Genomic DNA, 16,237 nt, shown 5'->3' with positions numbered 1-16,237 from the left:
TAGCTTGAGGAACTGATGGCTGACAACGAGGGCACGCCCGACCAGACGACCGAGATCGTGCCCGCCGATGCGGACGCGGTCGATACCACTGACGCCAGGCAGGCTTCGCCACCCGCCGCGACGACCGATATGTCGGTCGCGGAGCTGCGGGAGTGGCTGCGGCGCTGGGTAGCCGACGCGACCGGTCAACCGATCGAGCAGATCACGGTGGACCGGCCGATGGAGGAGTTCGGGCTGGCCTCACGCGATGCCATCGCCCTCGGCGGTGATATCGAAGAGCTGACCGGTGTCGTGCTGACGGCGACGGTCGTCTATCAGCATCCGACTATCGCGTCGCTGGCCGAGGTCGTCATCAATGGTGAGCCGGAGTTGCCGGAGGAGTCGGGTAACGACTCGTTCTACACGGCCGGGTACCAGCCGGGCGATGCGCACGACATCGCGATCGTCGGCCTGTCCACCCGGCTGCCCGGTGCGGGCGATACGCCGGAGTCGACCTGGGAATTCCTGATCAACCGCGGTGACGCGATCCGGGAGCGCCCAGAGGGGCGTTGGGACGAGTTCACCGACGACCCGGCGGTGGCCGCGAAGGTCGCCGAGGGCAACACCTTGGGCGGCTACCTCGACCAAGACGTAGTCAAGGGCTTCGATGCGGAGTTCTTCGCTATGTCTCCGATCGAGGTCGAGCGGGTCGATCCGCAGCAGCGCTTGATGATGGAGCTGGCCTGGGAAGCATTGGAGCACGCCAGGATTCCCGCAAGCGAGCTCAAGGGTGAGTCGGTCGGTGTTTTCGTCGGTACTTCTACCAACGACTTCCAGTTGGTGTCCGCCCTCGGCTTGGGTCAGTCCGATCCGAGTGCACCCGCCTCGGCTGATGCGTACGCGCTGACCGGTGGATCCTCTGGCATCATCGCCAACCGGATCTCCTACTTCTACGACTTCCGCGGCCCCTCTGTCGCTGTCGATACTGCCTGCTCGTCCACCCTGGTCGCGGTGCACCAAGCGGTGCGCGCACTGCGCGACGGTGACGCCGACCTGGCACTGGCCGGCGGCGTGAACATGTTGCTCGCGCCCGCGATCACTCTCGGCTTCGACTCGATCGGCGCGGTCGCCAAGAACGGCCGCATCAAGGCGTTCTCCTCCGATGCCGACGGCATGGTCCGTTCCGAGGGCGCCGGTCTGGTGGTGCTCAAGCGGCTGGCCGATGCCGAACGTGATGGTGATCGCATTCTCGCGGTGATCAAGGGCTCGGCGATCAATTCCGATGGCCGGTCCAACGGCATCGTCGCACCGAACCCGGATGCGCAGGCCGATGTACTGCGCCGGGCCTATCGGGATGCAGGCATCGCGCCGTCCACGGTCGACTACATCGAGGCCCACGGCACCGGCACGCTGCTCGGTGACCCGATCGAGGCCGATGCGCTCGGCCGGGTGGTCGGTCGCGGTCGCGACGACGACAAGCCCGCGCTGCTCGGCTCGGCGAAGACGAACTTCGGGCACCTGGAGTCCGGCGCGGGCGCTGCCAGCCTGGCCAAGGTGGTCATGGCGCTGCAGAACAACGTACTGCCGCCGAACGTCAACTACGCCGGGCCGAACCCGTATATCCCGTTCGAGCAGGCTCACCTGAAGGTCGTCGACGAGCCGTCGGAATTCCCGCGCTACAGCGGCACCGCGACCATCGGTGTTTCCGGCTTCGGTTTCGGTGGTACCAACGCCCACGTTGTCATCCAGGAATACAAGCCGACTTCGGCTGCGGTTGACCAGAACGAAACCCTCGGCTCGGATCACGAGACTACGGATCTCGTCGCCGAGGTCGACGAGGCGGCAGACCGGAACCAAATGGTCGATACGGACTACGAGACCACAGATGTGGTAGCGGAGGCCGCCGAAATAGTCGCCGAAAGTGCCGAGCAGGTCGCGGCAGACGTAGCGGCCGTTGCGGAATGGGAGTCGACCGAGCGGGCCGAACCGCTGCCGGTGATCCTTGCGGTATCGGCCTACCTGCCTTCGCGTCGCCGCCGCGCTGCCGCGGAACTGGCCGACTGGCTGGAGACTGAGAAAGGCCGCGACACTCCGCTCGCGGATGTGGCACGCTCGCTGGCCAAGCGTAGCCATTGGCGTTCACGTGGCGTGGTCATCGCCAAGACCCATGAAGAGGCCGTTGCCGGTCTGCGTGCGATCGCCGCGGGCAAGCCCGGGGCCGGTGTGTTCACCGCGGACGCGCCCGTCGCGCAGGGCCCGGTCTGGGTGCTGTCCGGATTCGGTGCGCAGCACCGCAAGATGGGTAAGCAGCTCTATCTGGAGAATTCGATCTTCCGCAAGACCGTCGACGAGGTCGACGAGCTGGTGCAGGACGAGGCCGGGTATTCGGTGCGCGAGATGATCCTGGACGACGCCCAGGATTACAACGTCGGCACCTCGCAGGTCGGCATCTTCACCATTCAGATCGGTCTGGCCGCACTGCTGCGTGCGCACGGTGCGCGACCCGATGCGGTGGTGGGCCATTCGATGGGTGAGGTGGCCGGGGCCTATATCTCCGGTGGTCTCGTGCTCGAGGATGCGGTGCGCGTGATCTGCGCCCGCTCGCGCCTGATGGGCGAGGGCGAGGCGATGATCAGCGATGACGATGTGCGCAATATGGCGCTGGTCGAGCTGAGTGCCGCCGATGTCGAGACGCTGCTGGTCGACTATCCGGATGTCGAATGCGCGGTGTACGCGGCGCCGACGAATACCGTGATCGGCGGTCCGCAGGATCAGGTCGCGGCGATCGTGGCGAAGGTCGAGCAGGCGGGCAAATTCGCCCGAGTGCTGCAGACCCGGGGCGCGGGACACACCTCGCAGATGGATCCGCTGCTCGGCGAGTTGGCGGCGGAGCTGGCCGGTATCGAGCCGACCAAGTTGACGGCGGGACTGTATTCGACCGTCAACAAGGAAGAGTTCTACCGGCCCGGCAGCGACCCGGTGCACGATGAGGACTACTGGGTCAAGAACATGCGCCACTCGGTGTACTTCACCAATGCGGTGAAGCTCGCAGTGGACAACGGCCACACCACCTTCTTGGAGTTGGCGCCGAATTCCGTTGCGCTGATGCAGGTTCTGGGCACGACCTTCGCGGCGGGTGTGCACGATGCGCAGCTCATCCCGACCCTCAAGCGCAAGGAAGACGAGTCGGCGGGCGTAATCTCCGCGCTGGCACAGCTTTACGTGCACGGACATCGTGTCGATCTGCCGTCGCTGCTGCCCGCTGGCGACTACGCCGATATTCCGCGGACCGCGTTCCTGCGCAAGCAGTACTGGCCGAAGGCGAAGATGGCCGGTGGCAGCGGCAATGCCCGGGTGCCCGGTGCGCATGTCGCGCTGCCGGACGGCCGGCACGTGTGGGAGGTGCAGGCCTCAGCCGTCACCGATCTCGCGGCGCTGGTGAAATCCGCTGCGACACAGGTACTCAGCGACGTGTCGTTGGGCGCTTCGGTCCCGCACGCGGTGCTGCCGAACACCGGAACACTGACCACCACGCTGATCCCGCACCTCGGCGGTGCGTCGGTGCAGGTGCACGCGCGCGAGGGCGCGAACTTCCAGCTGCTGTTCGAGGCGGTCGTCGCCTCGGGTGCGCCGCTGCCCGAACCCGTTGTCGCAGCCGCGGTTCCGGGGACCGAGGTCGCGAGCACCGGGGATGCCGATCTCGAGGTCGTCGAAACCTTCGGTGAGCGTTGGGATCCGGCGGGTACGCAGCCCCTGGAGGAGCGGCTGGCGCTGATCGTCGCCGAGTCGATGGGCTATGCGGTCGAGGATCTGCCGATGGAGATCCCGCTGATGGAGCTCGGCCTCGATTCGCTGATGGCCATGCGCATCAAGAACCGGGTCGAATACGAATTCGATATTCCGCAGCTGCAGATTCAGGCCGTGCGCGATGCCAACCTGAACGAGGTCGGCAAGGTGCTGCGCTATGCCATCGAGCACCGTGACGAGGTGCAGGCGATCGCCGATAAGCAGGCGGCCGGTGAGGAGATCGCGGTCGACGGCGGATTCATCGCTGCGGCGCGCGCGGCGGTCGCGGCAGGTGCAGATCCGGCTGCCGCGGTGGCTGATGCTGCTGGTGCCGAAGGGGTTTCGCTCGATGCCGAGAACACTTCGGTGCAGGCGGAGGCCGAGAATATTGTCGTTGAGGCGGAGACGGCTGCCGGTATCACCGGTGCTGCCGCTGGTACCGCCGCGCCTGCCCCGGCCACTCCCGAGCAGGCCGCTGCGGCCGAGGCCGACCAGGCCGCGATCGAACGCGCTCTGGATACCGAGAACACGACCTCGGTCGGCGCGGCCGAGGCCGTGGCTGCTGCCGCGGCTCCCGCCGACGCCGCCGCGATCTTCGGTGGGCAGCCCGCCGGTGCCGACGAGGACGATGTCCCGCCGCGCGATGCCGCCGAGCGATTGACCTTCGCTACCTGGGCGATCGTGACGGGTAAGTCGGCGGGTGGCATCTTCAATACTCTGCCGATCCTCGAAGAAGAGGTTGCCGAGAAGTTGGCGACGCGACTGACCGAGCGGGTCAAGGCCGAGGTGACCGTCGATGATGTGCTCGACTGCGAGACCATCGAGCAGCTCGCCGATATCGTGCGCGAACTGCAGAACAGCGGTGCCGATGTGGATGGGTTCGTGCGTCCGCTGCGGGTGCGCGCCGAGGGTTCGAATGCGGTGCCGGTCTTCGTATTCCACCCATCGGGCGGCAACACACTGGTCTACGAACCGCTGCTGAAGCGGCTTCCGGCCGATACCCCGATGTACGGTTTCGAGCGCGTCGAGGGCGATATCGCCGCGCGGGCACGCCAATACCTGCCCGAACTCCGCAAGATCCAAGGCAACGGTCCGTACGTGCTGTACGGCTGGTCGCTCGGCGCGGTTTTCGCTCTGCAGGTCGCGCAGCTGCTGCGCGCCGAGGGGGCCGATGTGCGCGTCGTCGGCCTGATCGACCTGGCCATCCCGACCGAGGGCGAGAACAACAGCCCGCAGGAGCGGGTCCGACGGATCCAGCGCTATCAGGCCTTCGCCAAAAAGACCTACGGCGTGGAAGGTGAACTCCCGCAGGAGCAGTTGGAAGAGCTTGCCGCGGCCTCGGACGAGGAGCAGTTCAAGATGGTGTCGGATCTGATCAAGATCAGTGGCACCAAGATTCCCGGGGGTGTGCTCGAGCATCAGCGCACCTCGTGGATCGAGGGACGCCACCTGGCCAAGACCACGCCGAGTCACTACGAGGGCGATGTGGTGCTTTATCTCGCCGATCGCTACCACGACGGCATGATCGAGTTGGAGCCGCGGTACGCGGATCGTCGACCCAATGGTGGTTGGGATGAATACATTCCGAACCTCGAGGTTATTCATATCCCGGGTGACCATCTCCAGATCGTTGACGAGCCGAGGATCGGAAAGATCGGAGCCGACCTCACCGCGAGACTTGCTGTGATTGCCCCTTAGGGGTGCGTGCAACCTGATGAGAGGGTCGAAGTGAGCACTACTGCCGAGAAACTTGCCGATCTGCGCAAAAGACTTGAATTAGCGCAGGAACCGGCGGGCGAAGCGGGGGTGGCGAAGCGGGCTAAAAAGGGAATTCCGAGCGCCCGCGACCGGATCAATATGCTGCTCGATCCGGGTACCTTCGTGGAAATCGGTGCGCTGGTGCGTAAGCCGGGCGATCCGACGGCACTGTACGGCGACGGCGTGGTCACCGGGCACGGCCTTGTCGAGGGCAGGCCGGTGGCGGTTTTCTCGCACGACCAGACCGTCTACGGCGGTTCGGTCGGGGAAATGTTCGGCCGCAAGGTTGCCGCGGTCCTGGAGTTCGCGACCAAGGTCGGCTGCCCGGTGGTCGGCATCAACGATTCCGGCGGCGCCCGGGTGCAGGAGGCGGTGACCTCCCTGGCCTGGTACGCCGAGCTGGGTTCCCGCGCCGAGCCGCTATCGGGCATGGTGCCGCAGGTTTCGATGATTCTCGGCAAGTGCGCGGGCGGAGCGGTGTACGCGCCGATCAATACCGACGTGGTGGTGGCTACCGGCGAGGCCTACATGTTCGTCACCGGGCCCGGCGTTATCCGGGAGGTCACCGGCGAGGATGTCAGCCTCGAGGAACTCGGCGGCGCCAATAGCCAAGCGCAGTACGGCAATATCCATCACGTCGCCGATGATGAGCAGTCCGCGTTCGAATGGGTGCGCGCGTATTTGGGCTTCCTGCCGACGAGCTGCACGGAACGGCCGCCGATCGTGAATCCGGGTCTGGAGCCGCAGGTCACCGAATCGGATCTGGAACTGAATTCGATTGTCCCGGACTCGGATAATGCCGCGTACGACATGCACGACATCTTGTTGCGCATATTCGACGACGGTGATTTCCACGAGATCGGCGCCACGGCGGGGCGCAATGTCATCACCGGATTCGCCCGGGTGGACGGCCACAGCGTCGGTGTGGTCGCGAATCAGCCGATGGTGTACGCCGGTGCGCTCGATGCGAGGGCCTCGGATAAGGCCGCGCACTTCGTGCGGATGTGCGACGCGTTCGAGATTCCACTGGTATTCGTTGTCGACACACCGGGATTCCTACCCGGTGTGGAACAGGAGAAGATCGGCGTCATCAAGCGCGGCGGCCGCTTCCTGTTCTCCTATGTCGAGGCCACCGTGCCGAAGGTGACCGTGGTTATCCGCAAGTCCTATGGCGGCGGATACGCGGTGATGGGTTCGAAACAGCTCGGTGCGGATGTGAATCTGGCCTGGCCGACCGCGCGGATCGCGGTTATGGGCGCGGAAAGTGCGGTCAGCCTGATCGGCCGCAAGCAGATCGAAGCGGCGCCGGAGGATCAGCGCGCCGCGGTGCGTCAGCAGATGATCGACTTCTACAACGCGACCATGGCGACCCCGTGGGTCGCGGCCGAGCGCGGCTATATCGACGCCGTCATCGAGCCGTCGACCACCCGCCTGGAACTCCGTCGCGCCCTGCACCTGCTGCGCGATAAGGCACTCATCCGCAACCCCCGCAAACACCACCTCCTGCCGCTCTGACGGGTCGGGCCGCATCCCCGATTGGGGTGCGGCCCGATTCTGTTGCGTGGCGGGGAAGTCAGGCGATTTTTGCCGACTCGATGATGACGTCGTCCTGCGGCACGTCCTGGTGCATGCCCGCCGAACCGGTAGAGACCGCGGCGATCTTGTCGACCACCTCCGAGCCCTCGGCGACCTTGCCGAAGACCGTGTAGCCCCAGCCCTGCGGGGTCGGTGCGGAGTGGTTCAGGAAGCCGTTATCGGAGACATTGATGAAGAACTGCGCGGTGGCCGAATGCGGGTCGTTGGTGCGGGCCATCGCGACGGTGTACTTGTCGTTCTTCAGGCCGTTGTTCGCTTCGTTCTGAATCGGGGCCTGCGTGCCCTTCTGCTGCATCTCGGGGGTGAAGCCACCGCCCTGGATCATGAAACCCGGAATGACGCGGTGGAAGATGGTGCCGTTGTAGTGGCCGGCGTTCACGTAATTCACGAAGTTCGCGACGGTGTTCGGGGCCTTCGCGTCGTCGAGCTCCAGCACGATCTGTCCGTAGTTGGTTTCGAGATTCACCTTTGTCATAAAGTCCACCTTTCCATCCCCATGGCAACTGGTCAGCAGTTCGGGTCGACTTTACTGAGCGTGACGGGCCGCCAGCGTTATACGCCGCGCCCGTGTGGGCGCTGTGCAGCCACACCAATTCCCTGGTCGCCGCACATACCGGCGTTGCCGACCACGCGGCTCAGCTCCGGTTTCGAGCGCAGCGAGATCGAGCATGGGCCGAGAACACGCCGTGCCGCAGGCGCGGCAAATCCAACACAGCTAGCATTGCCAACCGTGCCCGACGCCGCTACCGCTGTCTTGACAAAACCGCCCGCCGCGCCCGAAGTCGCACCGAGCGATTTCCGAACCGCGCGCCTCGTCGCGCTGGTCGCCGGCGTGCTCGGCGCGCTGCTCGCGCTGGCAGCTCCGTTCTTACCGGTCAGCCAGACCACCGCGACGCTGAATTGGCCGCAGGACGGCGCCCTCAACAGCGTGCAGGCGCCGTTGATGTCGCAGGTGCCGATCGACCTCACCGCCAGCATTCCGTGCGCTGCGGTCGAGCAGCTGCCGAGTTACGGCGGGATGCTGCTGGCCACCGCGCCGCCGCAGGGCGACCGGGCCTCGCTCGAGGCGATGTTCGTGCGGGTCTCGGACACCACGGTGGATGTGGTCGACCGCAATGCCGTGGTCGCCTCGGCCGAGCGTGCACAGCTGGGCGCGTGCACGTCGATCACCATCAGGTCCGATGTCGATCGGACCAGGGCTGCGTTCGAGGGGGTGACCACGACGATCGAGCGGCCGGTCGAGGGCGCGGCGCCCGGGACGACGCAGAAAGTCGAGGTACCGGTCGAGGGGCAGCTCAGCGGTGATCTGCGGCCGCAGGTGGTCGGTGTCTTCACCGATCTGAAGGGCGCGGTGCCCAGCGGCCTCTCGTTCCATATGACGGTGGACACGCGGTTCTCCTCCAGCCCGGCGCCGGTCAAGTTGATCGCGATGATCGCGGCGGTGCTGTGCACGCTGATCGCGCTCGGCGCACTGGCTCGGCTCGACGGCAGTGACGGGCGCGGGCACCGCCGGTTCCTGCCCGCCAACTGGCTGAAGCCGAACTGGGCGGACGGCGCGGTCGTCGGCACACTGCTGCTGTGGCATTTCGTGGGTGCCAATACCTCCGATGACGGCTACATCCTGAGCATGGTGCGGGTGGCGCCGCACGCGGGCTATATGGCCAACTACTTCCGCTGGTACGGCGTGCCGGAGGCCCCATTCGGCTGGTACTACTACGTCATCCAGGCCTTCTCGGAGATCTCCACCGCGAGCCCATGGGTCCGGTTGCCCGCGCTGTTCTGCGCGATTCTCTGTTGGATGGTGATCAGCCGCGAGGTGGTGCCCCGGCTCGGACGCGGGGTGCGCAACAGCAAGGTGGCGCTGTGGACCGGTGGACTGGTCTTCCTGGCGTTCTGGCTGCCGTTCGACAACGGTCTGCGCTCGGAGCCGATCGTCGCGCTCGGCGCGCTGCTGACCTGGGTGTCGATCGAGCGGGCCATCGCGACGGGTCGTCTGTTGCCCGCAGCGGTGGCGATTCTGGTGGCCGCGTTCACCTTGGCGGCGGCGCCGACCGGTCTGATGTGTGTGGCGGCGCTGCTCGCCGGTATCCGGCCGCTGGTGCGGATCGTGGTGCGGCGGCATCGGCAGTTCGCGGCGCAGGGGGTGGGCAAGTGGGGTTCGACGCTGCCGCTGCTCGCGCCGATCGCGGCGGCGGGTCTGCTGGTGCTGATCGTGGTCTACAGCGACCAGACCTTCGCCGGTATCCAGGAGGCCAACCGGGTTCGGCAGGTGACCGGTCCGAATCTGGCCTGGTACGAGGACTACCTGCGCTACTACTACCTGTTCGTGGAGACCGTCGACGGATCGCTTTCGCGCCGGTTCGCTTTCCTGATGATGCTGCTGTGCCTGTTCACCACCATGCTGGTACTGCTGCGGCGCAGGCAGGTTCCCGGCATCGCCAGCGGTCCGACCTGGCGGCTGATGGGCGTTGTCTTCGGAACCATCTTCTTCATGATGTTCAACCCGACGAAGTGGACCCATCACTTCGGCGCGTACGCGGGCATCGCCGGATCACTGGCCGCGGTCACCGCGGTGGCGGTTTCGGCAAGTGCGTTGCGGGCCAGGAAGAACCGGGCGATCTTCCTCGCCGGATTGCTGTTCGTGCTCGCGGTCGCCTTCTCGGGCATCAACGGCTACTGGTACGTGTCCAGCTTCGGCGTGCCGTGGTTCGACAAGCGGATCTCGCTGCACGGCTACCAGTCGAACACGTTCATGCTGGTGCTGTTCGGGCTGGCGCTGGCACTGGTCGCCTGGTCGGCGCTGCGCGAGGATTACACCAGGCCGCAGCCGTCGGCGAAGTCCGTGCGCGGCAAGCGGATTCGCAAGTTCGCCGCGATCCCGCTGACCGTCGTCGCCGCGCTGATGGTGCTGCTCGAGGTGTTCTCGCTGGTCAAGGGTGCGGTGGCGCAGTACCCGGCCTATTCGCTCGCACGCTCGAATTTCGATGCGGTGCAGGGTAATTCGTGCGGTCTTGCCAATGACGTGCTGGTGGAACCGGATGTGAACAAGGGCAACGGCATGCTCACACCGATCATCGATCCGGCGAATCCGCCGAAGAACGGTGATCCGCTGGCCGGCGCCGATCCGGTCGGCTTCGATCCGAACGGTGTGCCCGAGAAGCTCAGCGCCGACACCATCGAGGTGAAGCCGGGTACCGGCAATACCTCCACCCAGTCGGTCGGTCCGGTCGGCGCGGACGGTCAGAACGCGGGCACCGACGGCGGTTACGGCGCGACCGGTGTCAACGGCAGCCGGGCCACCCTGCCCTTCGGCCTCGACCCGGCCACCACGCCGGTGATGGGCAGCTACCAGGGCGGCGTGCAGCAGCCCGCGCATCTGGTCTCCAGCTGGTACCAGCTGGCACCGCGCTCGGATGATCATCCGCTGGTGGTCATTTCGGCCGCGGGCCGCATCCTGTCCGTCGACGACACCGGCGATACCCGGTACGGCCAGTCGCTGACCGTCGACTACGGCAAGCACCTGCCCGACGGCAGTGTGCAGATGCTCGGCACCTACCTGCCGCGCGATATCGGTCCGTTCCCGTCGTGGCGCAATCTGCGCATTCCGCTCGACGAGCTCGCACCCGATGCCGATGCGGTGCGCATTGTCGCCAATGACCCGATTCTGATCGGCGATCAGTGGCTGGCGTTCACCCCGCCGCGGATGCCGAAGTTGGCCACTCTCAATAGCTTTATCGGCTCCGAGCAGCCGGTGCTGCTGGACTGGGCGGTCGGGCTGCAGTTCCCGTGCCAGCGGCCACTGGACCACAAGAACGGTGTGGCCGAGGTGCCCGGTTACCGGATCCTGCCGGATAGGCCGCTGGCCATCAGCTCGACGAATACCTGGCAGGCCGAGGAATTCGGTGGTCTCCTCGGCTTCAGTCAGATGCTGGCGAAGTCGAGCACCATTCCGACGTATCTGAAGCACGACTGGGCGCGGGACTGGGGTTCGTTGGAGCGGTACGACCAGTACTACCCGAATGCGGTTCCGGCCAAGTTGGATACAGGTACGGCCAGTCGTTCGGGACTCTGGTCGCCCGGACAGCTGCGTGTGTTCTAGGTCGTAGACAGACAGGCCCGTCGAATTCGGCGGGCCTGTTCTCGTTTCGAGGACCGAGTTGTCCTCAGCGCCCACTCGTGTCCGGATGCCAAGGAAACCCGACACACAATCCGGTGCCGGCCGCTCAGTTCAACAGCGCCCTTTAACGACGAAAGGCCGCGGCGTCGGCTGTACTGGCCGGCGCAACGGCCTGGTGGATGGTGTTCGGTGATCCGGCGGCGTCAGACCTTCGTCATACGAAGGCCTAGTTCACGACGGAGTAGCTCCTGCGGGGTTTGGCGGGATAACACACGCAGCAGCGCCGGTCGAAGCTCCCGTTGTTCATCCTCGGTGAGCAGTCCGACGAGGTCGCGCAGATCCATATCTTCGAAGGCCGCGGTCATGAATAAAAGGTTAAGGCCAGCTTCACGAGTGGGAAGGCTTTCGCGGTCAACTTTTACGACATGGTCACGCTGGTTCACCGTCGTAACGTGCGCGGGCCGCGAGCACATCGTCCATGCGCTCCTCGGCCCACGTTTTTATGGCGCGCATCACAGGTTGCAGGCTATGGCCGAGTGCGGTGAGTTCGTAGTCGACGCGGACCGGCACCTCGGCGGTGATCCGGCGTTCGAGTAGCCCGTCGCGTTCGAGGGTGCGCAGGGTTTGGGTGAGCATTTTGGGGCTGACGCCGGAGATGACGCGGTTGATCTCGGCGTAGCGCAGCGGCCCGTCGGTGAGGGCGTTGAGTATCAGGCTGACCCATTTATCGCTGATCCGGTCGAGAAGTTGGCGCGTCGGGCATTCGGCCACGTAGGCGTCGTATTGCTGTTTTGCCAGTTCACGGCGTTGTGCCGCGGTGGTTGTCGCCATCTGCTTCCCCTGCTGCCCGTTACGCACTCCTGGGTAACTACTATCTGACAGATAGTAGCTCGCCTAGGTTTGTCGACGTAACCCGACAAGCGATAAGGATTGCCATGCGTGCAGTAGTAGTCCGTCGAGCTGGCCTGGAGGCGGTCGCGGAGATCATCGAGGTGCCCACGCCCGAGCCGGGGCCCGGTACGGTTCGGGTGAAAGTAGCTGCGGCGACGGTTAATCCGGTAGACCTCATGGTCCGCAATGGTGTCGGCGGGACTCCGTTCGCCGCCCCGCGCGAGCAGTGGGGAATCGGATGGGATGTCGCCGGTGTCATTGATGCCATCGGCGCGGGTGTCGACGAATTCACCGTGGGCCAAGCCGTCATCGGCATCAGCGACCGCCTAGACGTCGCGTTGGCCGCCCAAGCCGACTACATCGTGCTCGAAGCCCAAAACGTCACCCCAGCACCGACTTCCGTCCCCGCCGAGGCTGCGGCCACAATCCCGTTGAACGGCCTCACCGCGGTACAGGCCCTCGCCGCCCTCGAACTGACTCCCGCCGACTGCCTTCTCATTACCGGCGCGGCAGGCGCGGTAGGCGGCTATGCCGTCGAACTGGCTGCCGCACAAGGCATCCGAGTAATCGCATCGGCCTCGACCGCCGACGAACCTGTCATGCGTGCCCTCGGTGCCACCGATTTCGTCCCCCGCGAAGCCGACCTGCCGGATGCCGTCCGAGCCCTCGTCCCCGGCGGCGTCGACGCGGCCCTCGACGCCGCGGCCCTCGGCCCCGAAACCCTCGCCGCCGTTCGTGCCCGCGGCCGCTTCGTCTCCATCAGCGTCCCCAACACCCCGATTCCCTTGCGTGGCACCAAGGTAACCACCGTCCTGGTCCACGCCGACCGCCCCCAACTCGCCGAACTCGTCGCGCTGGTCGACAAAGGCCACCTCACCCTCCGCGTAGCCGAAACATACCCCTTGGCTGCGGTAACCGCCGCCCACCAGCGCCTCTCGGCAGGTGGCCTCCGCGGCCGCCTCGTCCTCGTCCCCTAGCCCCCGAAAACGCGTGGAAGTCGACAACGACCGCCGCAAGTTCGGCGCGCCGAAGTCCGAGCGCAGCGTGCGCGTCGTGGCCTACCGGTCAACGCAGACAAGCAGGATCGTGACGTCACATTTCGCCGATACGACACCCGGCCGACTCTGACCGCCGTAGCGATTGGGGCTAATCGGAGTCTGCGAGCATTTCCAGGAAAGCGCGCATATCGCCGGCCTCCGGGACGCCGAGATCCGCGTACAGACTCATCGCGATACCGGCGTATTCGCGTGCTCGACCGACGTCACCGAGATCTCGGTACGCGCGAGCCAGCCCGTCGTTGGCGCGCGCTCGCTCGGGCACATTCAATGCCTGCTCGGCCAACGCCAGTGCGGTGCTGTGCTTTTCGACGGCGGAGCCAGGATCGCCTGCGGTGTAGGCTGTCTCGCCGAGGCCGTTGAGCGCGGACGCTTCGTCGCCATGACTGCCCAGCATCCGATACAGGTCACGGGCCCGGGAGTGGTTGTCTCTGGCCTCGTCCAGCAGGTCGTTGCGGCGGCACAGCGATCCCAGATAGTTCAGCACCAACGCCTCGCCGCGCTGATTGCCCACCTCGCAGTGCAGTGCCAGCGCGCGGTCGAGATGTTCGCGGGCGTTGCGGTACTGGTTGTTGTCGGCGCCGAGCAGCATGCCGAGGTTGCCGAGCACGTGCGCCTCGCCGACTCGGTTGCCCAGACGGTTGGCGAGATCGAGCGCGTCGCGCAGGTATCGCCTGGCCTCGTCGTAGTCCCGTTTACGCCACGCCACATTGCCGAGCGTGTTCAGCGCTCTGGCCTCTTGATAGCGATCCCCGGACGCGCGGGCAATCCGCAGTGCCGCTAGCGAATGCGTGGTCGCCCACTCGTAATCGCCTTGTCGCCAGCAGGCCCAGCCCAGGTCGGTCAACGCTCTGGCCTCGCCGAGCGAGTCGGCCAGCTGTCTGCTCGCCAGCAGTGCCACCTGATGCAAGCGTGCGGCATCGGAGTGGCGGGAGTTGCCGTCGAGATAGGGACGTAGGGTTTCAGCCGAGTCCCTGGCGTGCGCGGGCATCCCGTTGTTGGACGCGTAAGCCGCAGTGGCGATGAGGTTTTCGCGTTCGGCATCGAGCCACTCGGCCGCGTCCTCGGTGTCGTCCAGCGTCGTCACCTGGGCCGCGGCGGACGGCAGCGGTTGGCGGTGATCGGCGCTGTAGGGGAACAGCAGATCCACCGCTGCCCGCGCGGTGTGCACGTAGTGGTCGAAAAGCCGTGACAGCGCGGCGGTTCGGGCATCGTCGGATTCGTCCGCCGACACAATGGCGCGGGCATGCTGGCGCAGCAGGTCGTGAAAGGTGTAGCGGCCGGGCTCGTATTGAGCTATCACGTGAACGTCGAGGAGGTCTTCCAACAGCATTTCGGCGTCGTCCGGCGAGATATCGGCCAGCGCCGCCGCGCCGCCGGGATCGATGTCCCGCCCGGGGTGCAGGCCGAGCAGCCGGAACATCCGCTGCCCGTCCGCGCGAAGCTGCCGATAGGAGAGGTTGAACGCGGCCACGACACCTCGTTCGGCCGTGGACAATTCGGCCAGCCTGCGCCGCTCCCCACGCAGCCGTCCCGCCAGATAGCCGACGGTCCACTGCGGGCGGTGCAGTAGTCGAGCGGCGGCGATCCGCACCGCCAATGGCAGGAACCCGCACAGGTGCAGCACGTCCAGCACCGCGAGCGGTTCGGCGGTGGCGCGTTCGCCGACGATCCGGTCGAAGAGGTCGACAGCATCGCGCGCAGGCAGTGGATCGACCGACAATGCCCGAGCACCATCCAGGTTGACCAGCCGCCGCCTGCTGGTTATCAGGATGAGACTGTCCGTCCCGCCGGGCAGCAGCGGCCGGACTTGATCGGCATCCACAGCGTTGTCCAGCACCGCGACCACTCGCCGCCCGGCCAGTTCCGACCGCCATAGCGCGCCGCGATCGGCGGTGGTCTGCGGAATGCGTTCGGCGGGAATTCCGATCTGGCGCAACAGGATTTCCAGCGCCGCATCCGTCGCGATCGGTTGGCGGTCGATCGTGTGCGCTTGGAGGTCGATGAACAGCTGACCGTCGGGGAATCGGGCGGCTACTCGGTGTGCGGTATGTACGGCAAGCGCGGTCTTGCCGATGCCCGCCATGCCGTCGATCGTGGAGATGGTCGCCGCGGTGCCGGTGAGTGGTGCGAGTAGATGTTCGAGTTCGGCGCTTCGGCCCGCGAAATCCGGTATGTCGTACGGCAAGAAGTTCGCACAACGTGGTACGGGTTCGGTGTGTGCGGCCAGTGCGGTTACGCGTGTGGCCGGTTCGCCGTCGTCCCGCAATACTGCCTGCTCCAGCGCGACGAATGCGCGTCCCGGATCCAGACCCTGCGCCTGTGCGAGTGCCGTCCGGAACGATCGTGCGGCCGCGAGCGCATCGACCTGTCGTCCCGCTCGATGCAGTGCGAGTATCAGTTGCCCGGCCAGCTTCTCCCGCAGCGGGTTTGCGGTCACCATCGCTGCCAACTCGTCGAGCACCGCCTCGTGCCTGCCCAGCCCGAGTTCCACCTCGGTCAACTGCTCGAACGTCGCTAACTGCTTGTCCTGCAGGCGGCGCCGCGCGGGCGCGACGTAGTCGGCGTTCAGATCGGCGAGCGCCTCGCCGTGCCACAGCGCCAGTGCCGCGCGCAGTTCCGCCACCGCGGCCTCGGGGTCGGTGCCGACCAGCGATTGGCCGACACCGACCCGGCTGGTGAATTCCTCGAGATCGAACTGCCCCGGCTCCGGCAGCGCAACGTATCCGGCGGATCTGGTCTGCAGTACCTGCGCCGCGTCCGTTTCGCGCAACACCTTGCGGATCGCCGTCACCGCGGCGTGGATCTGCGAGCGCGCAGTGTCCGGGGGATCCGTGCCCCAGATGGCCTCGATGATTCGGTCTGCGCTGCACACTCTTCCGACATTGACCAGGAGATAGGCGAACACTGCCCGATGTCTCGGCGCCGCGGCCGACTCGCGACCGTCAACCACGATTTTCATTGGTCCGAGGACCGTAAAACGCACACCCATCTCGGCTCCATACAACACCCATCGTGAAGGCATCGCAAAAGTATCAACGGGCCGTAACACGCT

At 66.0% G+C, this 16,237-nt stretch carries 8 protein-coding genes; 4 read left to right on the top strand and 4 right to left on the bottom strand.

Annotated elements, in window-relative coordinates:
• The first annotated feature begins 15 nt into the window (after nucleotides 1-15).
• Nucleotides 16-5,463 carry a polyketide synthase Pks13 gene (gene pks13, locus ACIBJI_RS27360; protein WP_397086498.1) on the top strand — a complete coding sequence of 1,816 codons (5,448 nt, stop codon included), beginning with the start codon at nucleotides 16-18 and terminating at the stop codon, nucleotides 5,461-5,463.
• A gap of 30 nt (nucleotides 5,464-5,493) precedes the next feature.
• Complete coding sequence (locus ACIBJI_RS27355) at nucleotides 5,494-7,038, top strand: acyl-CoA carboxylase subunit beta (RefSeq protein WP_364349485.1); 1,545 nt, start codon at nucleotides 5,494-5,496, stop codon at nucleotides 7,036-7,038.
• Nucleotides 7,039-7,096: 58 nt separating this feature from the next.
• Here ACIBJI_RS27355 and ACIBJI_RS27350 read toward each other — a convergent pair whose 3' ends face one another.
• Nucleotides 7,097-7,594, bottom strand: a complete 498-nt coding sequence (locus tag ACIBJI_RS27350; protein ID WP_364349488.1) for a peptidylprolyl isomerase — start codon at nucleotides 7,592-7,594, stop codon at nucleotides 7,097-7,099.
• Between the two features lie 255 nt (nucleotides 7,595-7,849).
• On the opposite strand from ACIBJI_RS27350, the gene ACIBJI_RS27345 reads away from it, so the two are divergent.
• On the top strand, nucleotides 7,850-11,218 hold the full coding sequence (locus ACIBJI_RS27345) for an arabinosyltransferase domain-containing protein (protein ID WP_397086496.1): 3,369 nt from the start codon (nucleotides 7,850-7,852) through the stop codon (nucleotides 11,216-11,218).
• Nucleotides 11,219-11,439: 221 nt separating this feature from the next.
• Here the strand turns inward: ACIBJI_RS27345 and ACIBJI_RS27340 are convergent, their stop codons facing one another.
• Together ACIBJI_RS27340 and ACIBJI_RS27335 are read right to left on the bottom strand one after the other, a co-directional pair.
• Entirely contained in the window at nucleotides 11,440-11,601 is a 162-nt protein-coding gene (locus ACIBJI_RS27340; protein ID WP_364349491.1) for a hypothetical protein, read from the bottom strand.
• 64 nt (nucleotides 11,602-11,665) lie between these two features.
• Nucleotides 11,666-12,067 (bottom strand): helix-turn-helix domain-containing protein, encoded by a 402-nt coding sequence (locus tag ACIBJI_RS27335; protein WP_364349494.1) that lies wholly within the window; start codon nucleotides 12,065-12,067, stop codon nucleotides 11,666-11,668.
• A 104-nt stretch (nucleotides 12,068-12,171) separates the two neighbouring features.
• Here ACIBJI_RS27335 and ACIBJI_RS27330 point away from each other — a divergent pair, with 104 nt between their 5' ends.
• On the top strand, nucleotides 12,172-13,104 hold the full coding sequence (locus ACIBJI_RS27330; RefSeq protein ID WP_397086494.1) for an NADP-dependent oxidoreductase: 933 nt from the start codon (nucleotides 12,172-12,174) through the stop codon (nucleotides 13,102-13,104).
• Nucleotides 13,105-13,273: 169 nt separating this feature from the next.
• On the opposite strand, the gene ACIBJI_RS27325 is transcribed toward ACIBJI_RS27330, so the two are convergent.
• Nucleotides 13,274-16,144 carry a BTAD domain-containing putative transcriptional regulator gene (locus tag ACIBJI_RS27325; RefSeq protein ID WP_397086492.1) on the bottom strand — a complete coding sequence of 957 codons (2,871 nt, stop codon included), beginning with the start codon at nucleotides 16,142-16,144 and terminating at the stop codon, nucleotides 13,274-13,276.
• Nucleotides 16,145-16,237 lie beyond the last annotated feature (93 nt).

Origin of the sequence: Nocardia sp. NPDC050408 (assembly GCF_044458905.1) — a bacterium.
Classification (GTDB): domain Bacteria; phylum Actinomycetota; class Actinomycetes; order Mycobacteriales; family Mycobacteriaceae; genus Nocardia.
This window is presented reverse-complemented; position numbering and strand designations above follow the sequence as displayed.

Bases quoted from the DNA above. Each gene is read 5' to 3' on its own strand.
- pks13 (WP_397086498.1), top strand. From the start codon at position 16: ATGGCTGACAACGAGGGCACGCCCGACCAGACGACCGAGATCGTGCCC.
- ACIBJI_RS27350 (WP_364349488.1), bottom strand. From the start codon at position 7,594: ATGACAAAGGTGAATCTCGAAACCAACTACGGACAGATCGTGCTGGAG.
- ACIBJI_RS27340 (WP_364349491.1), bottom strand. From the start codon at position 11,601: ATGACCGCGGCCTTCGAAGATATGGATCTGCGCGACCTCGTCGGACTG.
- ACIBJI_RS27335 (WP_364349494.1), bottom strand. From the start codon at position 12,067: ATGGCGACAACCACCGCGGCACAACGCCGTGAACTGGCAAAACAGCAA.
- ACIBJI_RS27330 (WP_397086494.1), top strand. From the start codon at position 12,172: ATGCGTGCAGTAGTAGTCCGTCGAGCTGGCCTGGAGGCGGTCGCGGAG.
- ACIBJI_RS27325 (WP_397086492.1), bottom strand. From the start codon at position 16,144: ATGAAAATCGTGGTTGACGGTCGCGAGTCGGCCGCGGCGCCGAGACAT.